The organism is Promicromonospora sukumoe 327MFSha3.1 (genome assembly GCF_000385135.1).
Taxonomy (GTDB): Bacteria; Actinomycetota; Actinomycetes; order Actinomycetales; family Cellulomonadaceae; genus Promicromonospora; species Promicromonospora sukumoe_B.
In genome coordinates, this window is record NZ_ARQM01000012.1 from 43,160 (window position 1) to 56,029 (window position 12,870).

Sequence of the window (12,870 nt, forward strand, 5' to 3'; positions counted from 1 at the left end):
TCCCGGCGTCAGCCCTGCCGGGTGACCCGCGCCTCGAGCCCGGCCAGCTCGGTGTCGACGTACTCCCGGGTGCGCTTGCGCACCATGCCGCCGACCAGCCACGCCAGCGAGCCGGTCTGGGTGATCGCGAGCGTCACCTTGGACCGGCCGTCCGGCAGCGGCTCGACCAGGTGCTCCGCCTGCGTGGTCACGCCCGGCGCCTCGGTGATCCAGGCGAAGTGCCGCGGCGGGTCCCACTCGTCCATCAGCCAGACCGCGAGCGGCAGCTCCGGCTGCTCGATCCGCACCTGGGTGCCGACGTCGGGCGGGTTGGGGCCGTCGATGATCTCGACCGACCTCATCGACGACGTCCAGTCGGGCATGTGCTCGACGTCGGACAGGACCGCCCACACCTCCTCGGGTGTCGCGTCGATCTCGGCGGAGGTGCTGTAGTTCGGCATCGGTGCTCCTGTCCTCGGGTCGGCGCCGTCGGCGGCGTCACCCCCTAGTCTCGGCCTTCGGGGGCGGCGTCGGCCAGGCGGGGTGGGTCAGGCCCTGCTCGAAGAAGAGGTACTCGTGCACCGACGAGATCTCGAAGGCGCGCAGCATGCGTTCCCGCTGGTCCGGGGAGACCCAGCGGGCGGCGTCGTCCGCCAGGGCGCACGCCTGCCGGGTCGCGACCTGGAAGCCCTCGTCGCCGTAGGTGCCGATCCAGGTGGCGTAGGGATGGCCGGCCAGCCCGCCGGGGCGGCGTCGAGCCAGGTCCACGAGCACGCCGCCGACGTGGGCGTAGAGCCAGTAGCAGGGCAGCAGCGCCGCGATGGTCTCCGCGTAGCTGCCCGACGCCGCGGCGTGCAGGTGGCCGGTGTACGCCGCGGTCACGGGCGAGGCCTCGACGGCGGCGACGTCGCCCGCGGCGAGCCCGGTATGCGCGCCGAGCCAGTCGCGGTGCAGCGCCGTCTCGACCTCCAGCGCCGAGACCGACGACCGGACGAGGAAGCCCTGCGCGGCCGGGTCGGGCGCGCTCTGCGCGGCCCGCGCCAGAACGCGCGAGTACTCACGCAGGTACGCGGCGTCCTGGGCGAGGTAGAACGCGAACGCCTCGGCGGGCAGCGAGCCGTCCGCGAGCGCCGCGATGAACGGCATGTGGTCGACGGCGTCGCGCCAGCCCGCGATGCGGTCCCAGGCCTCCTCGGTGAAGGGGCGGACGGCGCCGTCGTCGGGCGCGGTGCGGGCAGGGGTAACGGCAGGTGTCTCCGCGGAGACGGGTACGACAGAGGTCACGATGGACATCCCTTCGCCAGCATGATCTGGATCAGGTTCGACGGGTGTGGTCTCAGCCCTGGCAGGGCACCCCGTGTCACGTGCCACTGAGGCTACCGGACGCCACGGGCGGTCGTAGGCTGCGGCCATGACAGACCGCCCCATCCGCATCGGAGTCCAGCTCCAGCCCCAGCACGCCGACTACTCGCAGCTTCGTGACGCGGTGCTCCGCGCCGAGGACGCCGGTGTCGACATCATCTTCAACTGGGACCACTTCTACCCGCTCAGCGGCGACCCCGACGGCAAGCACTTCGAGTGCTGGACCATGCTCGGCGCGTGGGCCGAGCAGACCGAGCGCGTGGAGATCGGCGCGCTGGTGTCGGGCATCGGCTACCGCAACCCCGACCTGCTGGCGGACATGGCGCGGACGGTCGACCACATCTCCGGCGGGCGGCTGATCCTGGGCCTCGGTGCCGGCTGGTTCGAGAAGGACTACGACCAGTTCGGCTACGAGTTCGGCACGGCGGGCTCCCGGATCGCGAGCCTGGCCGACGCCATGCCGCGCATCAAGTCCCGGCTGGCGGCCGGCAACCCGGCGCCCACCCGCGAGATCCCGGTCCTGATCGGCGGTGGCGGGGTGCGCAAGACGCTGCGGATCGTGGCCGAGCACGCCGACATCTGGCACGCGTTCGGCGACGTGCCGACCCTGACCAGCAAGTCGGCGATCCTGGACGAGCACGGCGCCGCCGTCGGCCGGGACACCGCGAAGCTGGTGGAACGCTCGGTGCAGGCACAGGGTTCGCCCGAGGAGACGGGCGAGGCCCTGGTGGCGGCCGGCGCCACGCTGTTCACCATCGGGGTGACGGGGCCGGACTACGACCTGTCGACCGCGGAGCGCTGGATCGCCTGGCGCGACTCCCGCGGCTGAGGCTCGGCCGGGACGGCCGTGGTTCCGGGGCCGGCGGCGCGCTCGCCGTCGGCCCCGGGACCGGCGGCGCGCCCGGCGAGGCCCTGGCCGAGCCGCAGCGCGCTGTTGACCAGGCCGAGGTGGCTGAACGCCTGGGGCGTGTTGCCGAGGTGGCGCCCGGTACGCACGTCGTACTCCTCGCTGAGCAGGCCGAGGTCGTTGCGCAGGGTGAGCAGCCGCTCGAACAGGGCGACCGCCTCCTCGACGCGGCCGATGCCGTGCAGCGCGTCGACGAGCCAGAAGTTGCACACCAGGAACGTCGCCTCGGAGCCGGGCAGGCCGTCCACCTGGTCGTCCGCCTCGTTGTGGTACCGCCGCAGGAGCCCGTTCTGGCCGAGCTCGCGCTGAACGGCGTCGACCGTGCCGACCACGCGTGGGTCGTCCCAGGGCAGGAACCCGACCTGCCCGATGAGCAGCAGCGCGGCGTCGAGCCCGTCGGAGCCGTAGAACTGGGTGAACGTGTTGCGCTCGGCGTCGAACCCGTTGGTGCAGACGTCCTCGTGGATACGGTCGCGGACGGCGCGCCAGCGGTCCACGGGCTCGTCGACCAGGCCGTACTTCTCGACGGCGCGGACGGCCCGGTCGAAGCCCGCCCAGGCCATGACGCGCGAGTGCACGAACGCGCGGCGCGGGCCGCGTACCTCCCAGAGCCCGTTGTCGAGGTCGTCCCAGTGCTCCTCCAGGTGCTCCAGGAGCGCGCGCTGCAGCCGCCAGACGTCCTGGTCCTGCTCCAGCCCTGCCTCCCTCGCCTGGTGCAGGGCGTCGAGCGTCTCGCCCCACACGTCGATCTGGAGCTGGTTCGCCGCCCCGTTGCCGATCCGGACCGGCGCGGAGCCCTCGAAACCGGGCAGCCACTCGATCGTGTACTCCGGCAGCCGACGGCGCCCGTCGAGCCCGTACATGATCTGCAGGTCCGCGGGGTCGCCGGCGACGGCGCGCAGCAGCCACGCCCGCCAGTCCCGGGCCTCGTCGATGAAGCCCGTGCCGATCAGGGCCTGCAGGGTGAGCCCGGCGTCGCGCAGCCAGCAGTACCGGTAGTCCCAGTTGCGCTCTCCCCCGATCTCCTCGGGCAGCGACGTCGTGGCCGCCGCGGCGATGGCGCCCGTCGGCGCGTAGGTCAGCGCCTTCAGCGTGATCAGCGACCGGTGGACGGCGTCGGGCCAGGGGCCGGTGTAGGTGCACCCACCGACCCAGGACCGCCAGAAGTCCTCCGTGTCCGCCAGCGCCGCGTACGGGTCCACCGGGTCCTTCGTGGCCAGGTGCGACGCGTGGTAGTTCAGGACGAACGGCACCCGGTCCCCCGGCCCCACGGTGAACTCGGCGCGCAGCACCGAACCGTCGTTCGCGCCCGCGTGCTCCAACGGCACCGGCGAGTCGATCCGCACCGAGTCCGGGCCGGCGACGGCGCGCAGCGCGTCCCGGTCCCAGGTGATCCAGGGCACGATGTCGCCGTAGTCGAACCGGAGCCGGAGCTCGGTGGTCATGGGCACGTGCCCGCTGACGCCCTCGACGATCCGGACCAGGTCGGCCTCCTCGCCGCGCGGCGGCATGAGGTCGATCACCCGCACCCGCCCCTCGGGCAGGTCCCACTCCGTCTCCAGGATCAGCGTGTCGCCGCGGTAGCGCCGGCTGGTGCAGGCGCCGCCCGACGTCGGGCCGAGCTGCCACGACCCGTGCCGCTCGTCACCGAGCAGGGCGGCGAAGCAGGCCGGGGAGTCGAACCTCGGCAGACACATCCAGTCGATCGAACCGTCCCGGCCGACCAGAGCCGCGGTCTGGAGGTCCCCGACCAACCCGTAATCCTCGATTCGGCGCGTCACCGTCAAAGACTAGGGTCGGCGCGACCCGGGCACCATGGGTGTACGTCCGCGGATCGTGCTCGACGTGTCAGACGTACAGATCCCTCGGGTGACCTGTACGTCTGACACGTCGGGCGGGGCTCAGAACGACGAGGCGTCCGCCGCGTACACCCACCGGTGGCCCGGGTACTCGCCGAGCGACCACAGGTAGTCTCGCGTCGGGTCGTAGGACAGGTCCTCGGCGCCGACCGTCAGCGCGTCGCCGTGGCGCACGATCGAGCCCGACGGCGCGACGAACGTGTGCAGGTCGCCGTCCGAGTTCGGGTTCGAGAAGTCGTCCCCGTCGCTCTGCGAGAAGAAGAACTCGCCGTTGATCGCCGTCGAGCCCTGCACGCTCTCCAGGTCCGTGCGGTATGCCTCGGTCGCCTTGATGACGCCGTCCGAGGCCGGCTTCAGGTACCGGTTCGTGTAGTCGATCGGCACGCGGATGGTCCGCACCTGGGCCCCCTTCTCGAGCTCGTCCTTGCTGCGGTACTCGCTGACGACCACCGAGTCCGGCGAGCTGCTGCGGTCCAGCGACACCGACGAGTGCTGCAGCTGCGCGTAGCCGCCCGCCGTCGAGTCCGTGAACTTCGCTGTCTGCGGCAGCACGTACTTGTAGTCGAACGCGTGGTACGAACCGTCGGACTGCCGCCCGATCTTCGACGCGCTGCCCGTCGAGACCTGCCACAGGTGGTCCAGGTCGAACACCCGGAAGCCGCCGCCCGTGTCCGCCACGTACAGCAGGTTTCCGTACCACATGATGCCGCCCGCGTGGATGTCGATCGGCTTGAACGACGGCGCGGCCGCGGTGCCGCTCGGCTCCACCAGCAGCAGGTGCCGGTACGGCGGTGCCGAAGTGCTCGCCGACAGGTTGGACACGCTGATGCGGACGCCCTTGTCGATGCCGTCCTCGGCGTGGTCGTACCAGCTCACCAGGTTGATCCGCTTGCCCTCGTAGGTGCCCGCGGCGAACGCGTCCGAGCTGGTGGTGATGCCCTGCGGGTACCAGGCGCTCGTGTCCTGGTCGCCGTCGTTCCAGCAGTAGTACGCGGTGCGGTGCGTCACCGAGGGCGCGCTGCCGCAGGTCGGGGTGCGGTTGCCGTCGTCGGCCACGGTGCTCATCGAGACGTTCGGCAGGGCAGAGTCGAGGGCGCCGATCAGGGACGACGACGTCTCGGACAGCGTGTAGCGGAAGTTGCCCGCGGTGAGCGGCGTGGCGGCGGCTGCGAGGGACGAGGTTTGTTCGTCGGAAGCCTGGGTTGCGGCGGCCTGGCCCGCTGACGCGAGCAGGGCGACCACCCCCAGGCTCGCTACGGCAAGTGCGGAACGACGACGACGGCGCATGGTGGTCTCCTTGCTCGAAGGGACTTTCGCCCGCCCACCGTAGGGACCAGCCGCCCGCAGACGCGAGCAAAAAGCGCCTTCGACGGCGATGACAGCGTTGACAGTCGGGTGCCCGGGTCATACGTTCCGTCCGGCGGATGTTTCGTCCGGGGCGGCGCACGGGGTGCCGCGCCGCGTACTCGATCAGCGACGACTCGAGCAGCGAAGCAGGTGGACCGATGGAGTTCCGAGACCTTGCACGTACCGTGATCACGCTCCTCACAGCGGTTGGACTCGCCGTGGGCGGGGCCGTCACCGCATCCGGGGATTCCGGGGCCGTGCCCGACGCCGACACGTGGTCGACGTCGTGGACGCAGTCGCAGCAGCGCAGCTCCGGGCTGAGCCCCGAGACGTTCCAGAACCGCTCGGTGCGGGTCGTGACCCGGCTGACGCAGGGCGGCTCGGCACTACGGGTGCGGCTGCAGAACCAGTTCGGCACCGCGCCCCTGGTCGTGAACGCGACCACTGCCGGCCTGAGCGCCGGCGGTGCGGCGGTTCGGCCCGAGAGCCTGCGGGACGTCACCTTCGGCGGCTCGGCCTCCGTGTCGGTGCCGGCCGGTGGCCAGGTCTGGAGCGACCCGGTGCAGCTCTCGACGAGCTCCATGGACGACCTGGCCGTGAGCTTCTACCTGGCGAACCCGACGCGCATGATGCTGCACGACCTGGCCGGCCGCACCAACTACTTCTCGGCCGTGGGCGGCGGGAACACGACCGCCGACACCTCGGGCGGCGCCTTCCCCGACACCCACGGCTGGACGTACCTGGTCAGCGCGGTGGACGTGCTGGGTCCCGACAGGGCCGGCACGGTGGTCGCCTACGGCAGCTCGGTGGTCGACGGCGTGGGCGCGGACAACTGCGGCGCGGGCTGCCCGTCGCCGGCCGTCTTCCAGCGCTGGACCGACACGCTCGCGCAGCGTGTGGTCGACGAGCTGCCCGCCGACCGGCAGTTCGCCGTCGTCAACGAGGGGATCGCCGGAACCACGGCGGCGCCCGAGTGCGGGGGCGGCGGGCTGGACGGCGTCTCGCGCCTGGACCGCGACGTGCTCGCGCTGCACGACGTGCGGGCGGTCATCTACTACTACGGCACCAACGACCTCGCCAACAACTGCGACGCGGAGACCATCCTGGCGGCCTACCGGGACACGTTCGCCCGCCTGCGCGCGGCCGGGATCAAGGTCTACGTCACGCCGATCACGCCGCGCCCCGGCTACACGGCCGAGCAGAACGCGCGCCGCGCGGTGGTGAACGAGTTCGTCCGGGCGGGCGGCAACTGCTCGGGGACGTGCGACGGCGTCTTCGACTTCGACGCCGTGCTGCGCGACCCGGAGAACCCGAACTCCATCTACCCGCCGTACGACACCGGCGACGGGGTCCACGCGAACATCGCGGGGCAGACGGCGATCGCCAGGTCGGTGCCGCTCGGGCGGCTCTGGCGGGGCGTGCTGGCGGAGCGCTGAGGAGGCGGGCGGCCGCGGGTCGGGTCGTGTCCGCCGATCGCCTTCGAGGCCTAAGTTTCTTCGCTTTGCGTCGTCTCAAAGCGAAGAAACTTAGGCCTCAAAGCGGAGGTTGGCCGCGCCAGTTGCGACGGGCTGGGCCGGGGGCCGCGTGCCCGGTCAGCCGGCCGACCGCCCGGTCAACGAACGTCGCGCCCGGTTCGGTCGGCCACGTGTCGGGACCGCGCCCGCGAGAGCACGTCTCAGCGGCCCGTGAGGGCTCCCGTCAGGGGGTCGGTGCTGCCTGCCGGCAGCACGCGGAGCCGGCGCGCCGTCCGCTCCGTGCCCTCGGCCGCGACCTGCGCCGCGCGCTCCTTGAGCGAGGCCGGGGTGTCATCCGTGACACGCAGGAACCAGCCCGAGCACTCGTCGAGGTCGCCCGCCGCGATCGCGTTCACGACGTCGGTGACCCGCTCGACCGGGGTCCACTCCGTGCGGTTCTCGTGCAGCGTCATGCCCGTCGACATGTCGGTCTTCACGACGCCGGGCGCCAGCTCGAAGACGCGGATCCCGTGGCGGAAGCCCTCGTCGTGCAGGTTGGCGCCCATCCGTACCAGGGCGGTCTTGCTCGCGTTGTACGCCGAGCTGCCGCCGGACATCTCGTGCGAGCTCGCACCCGAGGCCAGGTCGACGACCCGGCCCCCACCGCGCGCGATCATGCCGGGCACGGTGTTGCGGCTGAACAGGAAGGGCGCGCGCACGTTGGTCTCGAAGACCGACCACCACTCGTCGGGGTCGGCCTCCCACAGCGGGTGCTCGGACTCGATGGCACCCGCGTTGTTGACGAGCAGGTCGATCGACCCGAGCGCCTCCTCGGCCTGCCCGACGGCGGCCCGCACCGCCGTCGGGTCGGAGACGTCGGCGCTGAGCACCACGACCGTCGCGGACCCGGCGGACCGCGCCTCGGCGGCGACGGCCTCGAGCCGCGCCGCGTCCCGCGCGAGCAGGGCGATGTCCAGCCCTGCCCGCGCGAGACCCAGCGCGATCTCGCGACCGATGCCGCGCGAGGCGCCCGTGACGAGAGCCGTGCGCGCGGGCGGCACGGCGGCGGGCACCTCCGCAGAGGTGTCCGCCGCCGCAGCGCCCGCCGCTGGCGCGTCAGCCACGCAGCACCGCGCCGACCTTCTCCGACGCCGACTCCACGACGGCGTCGCGCACCGCGCGGACCTCCTGGGCCGACAGCGTGCGGTCCGCGGCGCGCAGGCGCAGCGAGTACGCGAGGGACTTCTTGCCCTCGCCCACCTGCTCCCCCGTGAAGACGTCGAACAGGGCGACGTCCTCCAGGAGCTCACCGGCACCGGCCACGATCGCCGAGCGCACGGCCTCGGCCGGCACACCGCCGTCGACCACGAAGGCGAAGTCCTCCTTGGCCGCGGGGAACGCCGACACGGGCGTGGCGCTGACGGGCTCGCCGGAGGCCGCGCCGACCAGGACGGTCAGGTCGACCTCGAACGCCGCCGCGCGGGCGGGCAGGCCCAGCCCCTCGACCACCTTGGGGTGCAGCTCACCGGCGTGGCCGACGAGGGTGCCGTCCGCGAGCTCGAGACGCGCGCAGCGCCCCGGGTGCCACGGCATGTGCTCGGTGTCGGCGGTGACGACCACCTCGACACCGGCGCGCTCGGCCACGAGGCGGGCCGCCGCGAGGGCGTCCGCCCAGCCGGCGGCACGACCCGCGCCCCACCAGCCGGCGAGCTCCCGCTTGCCGGTCAGCACACCGGCGACCCGGCGCGGCTGGTCCGGGACCGCCGCCGCGAGCGCGGCGAGCTGCTCGTCGGTGGGCCGCACGCCGCCGGGCAGCGCGGGCGCCGCGGGGGCACCCGGCACCGGGCGGGTGACGAGCCCGATCTCGTAGACCGCGAGGTCGGTGAGCCCGCGCGACACGTTGCGCCGCACGGTGTCGAGCAGCGTGACCAGCAGGTTGGTCCGCATCAGCGGCTTGTCGTCGGCCATCGGGTTGACGAGGCGGAGCGCGTTGCGGCGCTCGTCGTCGGCGGGCAGACCGAGGGCGTCGTACTCGGGCGTGCCCACGAACGGGTAGCTGAGCGTCTCGACGAAGCCCGCCTCGGCCAGGGCGCGCGCGACGGAGCGCCGCGTGCGCTGCTCGGCCGTGAGCCCGCGACCGCCCGAGGCCGCCGGGAGCACCGACGGGATCTGGTCGTAGCCCTGGATGCGCACGACCTCCTCGACCAGGTCGGCCGGCTCGGTCAGGTCGGGCCGCCAGGACGGCGCGGTGACGGCGAGCACGCCGTCGCCGGCCGCCTCGACCGTGGCGCCGATCTCCTCGAGCGTGCTGCGCACCTGCTCGGGGGTGTACTCGACGCCCGAGAGCCGGGTGGGCTCGGTGACCTTGAGCGCGATCGGCTCGCGGCTGGTCGCGGCGGTGTGGTCGAGGTCGCTCACCGCGGGGTCGGCGGTGCCGCCGCCGAGCTCGACGAGCAGGTCGACCACGCGCTGCGCCGCGACCGCGGGCAGCAGCGGGTCGACGCCCCGCTCGAAGCGCTTGGCGGCCTCGCTGGAGAGCTTGTGTCGGCGGGACGTGCGCGCGACCGTGATCTGGTCGAAGTGCGCGGCCTCCACCAGCACGTCCGTCGTGGTGTCGCTGACCTCGGACGACGCCCCGCCCATCACGCCCGCGAGGCCGAGCACGCGGCTGCCGGGGCCCGCGGGCGAGTCGGTGATCAGCAGGTCCTCGGTGTTCAGGACGCGGTCGACGTCGTCGAGCGTCGTGAGGCGCTCGCCCGCCGTGGCACGGCGCACCATGATCGGGGCCGCGACCTTGGCCAGGTCGTAGGCGTGCAGCGGCTGCCCGAGGTCGAGCATCACGTAGTTCGTGATGTCGACCGCCAGGGAGATGGACCGCATGCCGGAGCCCTCGAGGCGGTGCTTCATCCAGGCGGGCGTGGGCGCGGCCGGGTCGATGCCGCGCACGATGCGCGTCACGAACCGGTCGCAGCCCGTCACGCCGTTGATCGGCGCGTCGTCCCGTACCTGCACCTCGAAGCCGTCCGGCGTGGCCGCCGGCTCGGCGCCGGTGGCCAGGCCGTGGTCGGTGAACTTGGCGCCCGTGGAGTGCGCGTACTCGCGCGCCACACCGCGGTAGCTGAACGCGTACCCGCGGTCGGGGGTCACGTTGATCTCCAGGACCTCCTCCCCGAGGCCGAGGAGTGCGATCGCGTCCTGGCCGGGGGTGAGGTCCTCGGCGGCGAACCCGTGGCGGGTCAGCACCAGGATCCCGTCGTGGTCGTCGCCGATGCCGAGCTCGCGCACCGAGCAGATCATGCCGTCGGACACGTGCCCGTAGGTCTTGCGGGCAGCGATCGGGAACGGACCGGGCAGCACCGTGCCGGGCAGCGAGACCGCGACGAGGTCGCCCACGCCGAAGTTGTGCGCGCCGCAGACGATGCCGCGCGCACCCTGCTCGTCGTTGTGCTCGGGGCCGACGTCGACCCGGCACCAGTTGATGGTCTTGCCGTTCTTCTGCGGCTCGGGGGTCATCTCGAGCACGCGGCCCACGACGAGGGGGCCGGTGACGGCGGCCGGGTGGATCGCCTCCTCCTCCAGCCCCACCTTCACGAGGTCGGCCGCGAGCTGCTCGGCGGTCAGGCCGGCGGGCAGCTCGACGTGGTCGGCGAGCCAGTCCTTCACGATGAGGGGCACTTCAGATCTCCGTCCCGAACTGGGTGGAGAAGCGCACGTCGCCCTCCACGATGTCGTGCATGTCCGCGATCGAGTGGCGCAGCATGAGCGTGCGCTCGATGCCCATGCCGAACGCGAAGCCCGTGTACTCGTCGGGGTCCACGCCCGCGGCGCGCAGCACGTTCGGGTTGACCATGCCGCAGCCACCCCACTCGATCCAGCCGGCCCCGCCCTTCTTCTGCGGGAACCACAGGTCCATCTCGGCGGACGGCTCGGTGAACGGGAAGAACGCCGGGCGCAGGCGCGTGCGGGCCTCGGGGCCGAACATGGCCCGGGCGAAGGCGTCCAGCGTGCCCACGAGGTTGGCCATGGTCAGGCCCTTGTCGACGGCGAGGCCCTCGACCTGGTGGAACACCGGAGTGTGCGTCTGGTCCAGCGCGTCCGTGCGGAACGTCCGGCCGGGGCAGGCGATGTACAGCGGCACGCCGCGCTCGAGCAGGGAGCGCGCCTGGACCGGGGAGGTGTGGGTGCGCAGCACGAGGTTCGAGTCGGCACCGTCCTGGCCCGCGACGTAGAACGTGTCCTGCATCTGGCGGGCCGGGTGGTCCGGTCCGAAGTTCAGGGCGTCGAAGTTGAACCACTCGGCCTCGACCTCGGGGCCGTCGGCGATCTCCCAGCCGAGGCCCACGAAGAAGTCGGCGATGCGCTCCTGGACCAGCTCGATCGGGTGCCGCGCGCCGGTCGTCGTGCGCTGCACGGGGAGGGTCACGTCGACCGTCTCCTCCAGCAGCACTCGCGCGTCGCGGTCGGCCTCGAGCTCCGACTGGCGGGTGGCGATCGCCTGGTTGATCCGGCCGCGGCGCGGGCCGACGAGCTTGCCGGCCTTCGCCTTGTCGGGACCGGGCAGCGCGCCGATCCCCCGGTTGGCGAGGGCCAGGGCGCTGCGGTCGCCCGTGTGCTGCGTGCGGACGGCCTTCAGCGCGTCGAGGTCGCCGGCCTTGGCGATGTCGTCGAGAGCGGTCTTGACCGCGGCGTCGAGTGCCGCCTCGTCGAGCGGATCGATGGGTGCCTTCTCTTCGGGCGTGGACATGCTTGCCTTCCTGGCGGATTCGGGAGCCGGCCCGCTCCCCTGCTCGGGCAGCCGTACCGGCATGTGAAGTCTAGGTGCCCGCCAGGGCTCAGGACGCGTTGTCCACAGGGCAGCTCAGTGCCCGCGCGCAGCGCTCGCCGCACGGCCCGTGGCGGGCCGCATAAATCGGCGGGTGAGTGGCTGCATGCCGTGATCATTCCATGCTTCGGCGAAACCGGGCAACGTGTATGTGGGGTGGCGCGGTCACGCTTGGCACACTTTTTATGGGTGTCGGTGGGCGGGCGTAGCCTCGCACCACCCGTCGATAGCGCACTGCCCGATTTACGTCTTTGAACTCGATCGATACCTATTGATTCTTGTTGGCAGCATGCGGTGGCGTATCGCGAATCGGTGCGTTACGGTGGAACACATGTTCGAGTCTGGTGGGAGCGAGCAAGGCGCGTCGGCCGGTACACCGGCCCCTTCCCTGGCGCGCCCGCCGCACCGCTCACCGGCACTTCGGGCAGTCATGTCTCCGTGGTCGGGGCGGCCCTGGTCCCGGCCACGGAGGCGAGGCTCGACGGCCCCGGGCAGGTCAGCACCCGCGCGTTCAGCCCTCGAGCGACCAGGTCTGGACGATCTCGTAGCGCGGACCGCCCTGCGGCCCCTCCCCCGGGTGGGACTCCAGGAGGGCGAAGGAGTCGGCGGTCCAGCCCGGACCGGCGTACACGGAGAGCGCCTGGGCAGCGGGTTCCAGGGCCGACCTCGGCTCGGCACCCGCACGCTTGCCCCAACGGTCGCGTCCGCGCGGCGGCTTCACCTGACCGGCCCGCGCGCGGGCGATGGTCACGTGCGCCCGGTGCGGCTTCACATCGTCGGGCACCTCGCGGGGCGAGGCCGCGAGGCAGTCGGTCGCCAGGTCCTTCAGCTCGGCCGTGCCGCCGTCGACGCCGATCCACAGGACGCGGGCGCCGAACGAGCCCGCACCGCGCAGCCGCAGGTCGATCGGCCCGTGCTTGCGCGCGACGTCGGACAGATCGTCGCGCAGCTCCGGGACCGTCCCCTCGGGGAGGTCGGCGTAGAAGGCGAGCGTGATGTGCAGGCTCTCCCGGGGTACCCACCGCGGAGATGCCGGCACGCCGTCGATGGCGAGCCCGAGATGGTCAAGGACGCTCTGGGGCGGGATGACCGCCGTGAACAACCGCACCCGACGATCCTAGGGGCGCTCCCCGCGCTCCG

The 12,870-nt window shown here is 72.5% G+C and carries 10 protein-coding genes and 1 riboswitch; of the genes, 2 read left to right on the forward strand and 8 right to left on the reverse strand.

The features are described from left to right. Nucleotides 1–8 precede the first annotated feature (8 nt). Entirely contained in the window at nucleotides 9–440 is a 432-nt protein-coding gene (locus H291_RS0119070; RefSeq protein ID WP_020016614.1) for an SRPBCC family protein, read from the reverse strand. Nucleotides 441–477: 37 nt separating this feature from the next. Further along, nucleotides 478–1,263 (reverse strand): TenA family protein, encoded by a 786-nt coding sequence (locus H291_RS30805; protein ID WP_198012549.1) that lies wholly within the window; start codon nucleotides 1,261–1,263, stop codon nucleotides 478–480. After that, nucleotides 1,255–1,347: riboswitch (TPP riboswitch) on the reverse strand. (Overlaps the previous gene by 9 nt.) A gap of 43 nt (nucleotides 1,348–1,390) precedes the next feature. Between H291_RS30805 and H291_RS0119080 the strand changes: the two genes are divergently transcribed. Beyond that, nucleotides 1,391–2,170 (forward strand): LLM class F420-dependent oxidoreductase, encoded by a 780-nt coding sequence (locus H291_RS0119080; protein ID WP_020016616.1) that lies wholly within the window; start codon nucleotides 1,391–1,393, stop codon nucleotides 2,168–2,170. On the opposite strand, the gene H291_RS0119085 is transcribed toward H291_RS0119080, so the two are convergent. Together H291_RS0119085 and H291_RS0119090 are read right to left on the reverse strand one after the other, a co-directional pair. Then, a complete protein-coding gene (locus tag H291_RS0119085; protein ID WP_157237190.1) occupies nucleotides 2,116–4,029 on the reverse strand; it encodes a glycoside hydrolase family 15 protein in 1,914 nt (637 codons plus the stop codon). The genes H291_RS0119080 and H291_RS0119085 overlap by 55 nt on opposite strands. Nucleotides 4,030–4,149: 120 nt before the next feature. After that, complete coding sequence (locus H291_RS0119090) at nucleotides 4,150–5,394, reverse strand: hypothetical protein (protein ID WP_026365916.1); 1,245 nt, start codon at nucleotides 5,392–5,394, stop codon at nucleotides 4,150–4,152. Nucleotides 5,395–5,639: 245 nt separating this feature from the next. On the opposite strand from H291_RS0119090, the gene H291_RS0119095 reads away from it, so the two are divergent. Continuing rightward, complete coding sequence (locus tag H291_RS0119095) at nucleotides 5,640–6,890, forward strand: GDSL-type esterase/lipase family protein (RefSeq protein ID WP_026365917.1); 1,251 nt, start codon at nucleotides 5,640–5,642, stop codon at nucleotides 6,888–6,890. A 239-nt stretch (nucleotides 6,891–7,129) separates the two neighbouring features. Here H291_RS0119095 and H291_RS0119100 read toward each other — a convergent pair whose 3' ends face one another. The 4 genes from H291_RS0119100 to thpR form a co-directional block, all read right to left on the reverse strand. Further along, entirely contained in the window at nucleotides 7,130–8,032 is a 903-nt protein-coding gene (locus H291_RS0119100) for an SDR family NAD(P)-dependent oxidoreductase (protein WP_020016620.1), read from the reverse strand. Beyond that, nucleotides 8,025–10,583 carry a phenylalanine--tRNA ligase subunit beta gene (gene pheT / locus H291_RS0119105; protein ID WP_020016621.1) on the reverse strand — a complete coding sequence of 853 codons (2,559 nt, stop codon included), beginning with the start codon at nucleotides 10,581–10,583 and terminating at the stop codon, nucleotides 8,025–8,027. Before pheT ends, H291_RS0119100 begins: the two co-directional genes overlap by 8 nt. Before the next feature lies 1 nt (nucleotide 10,584). Next, nucleotides 10,585–11,652, reverse strand: a complete 1,068-nt coding sequence (gene pheS, locus H291_RS0119110) for a phenylalanine--tRNA ligase subunit alpha (RefSeq protein ID WP_020016622.1) — start codon at nucleotides 11,650–11,652, stop codon at nucleotides 10,585–10,587. A gap of 589 nt (nucleotides 11,653–12,241) precedes the next feature. Then, nucleotides 12,242–12,838, reverse strand: a complete 597-nt coding sequence (gene thpR, locus H291_RS0119115; RefSeq protein ID WP_020016623.1) for an RNA 2',3'-cyclic phosphodiesterase — start codon at nucleotides 12,836–12,838, stop codon at nucleotides 12,242–12,244. Between the last annotated feature and the right edge of the window lie 32 nt (nucleotides 12,839–12,870).

Excerpts from the sequence above, each read along its gene's own strand:
- H291_RS0119070 (WP_020016614.1), bottom strand. The coding sequence starts at position 440 with ATGCCGAACTACAGCACCTCCGCCGAGATCGACGCGACACCCGAGGAG.
- H291_RS0119080 (WP_020016616.1), top strand. The coding sequence starts at position 1,391 with ATGACAGACCGCCCCATCCGCATCGGAGTCCAGCTCCAGCCCCAGCAC.
- H291_RS0119090 (WP_026365916.1), bottom strand. The coding sequence starts at position 5,394 with ATGCGCCGTCGTCGTCGTTCCGCACTTGCCGTAGCGAGCCTGGGGGTG.
- pheS (WP_020016622.1), bottom strand. The coding sequence starts at position 11,652 with ATGTCCACGCCCGAAGAGAAGGCACCCATCGATCCGCTCGACGAGGCG.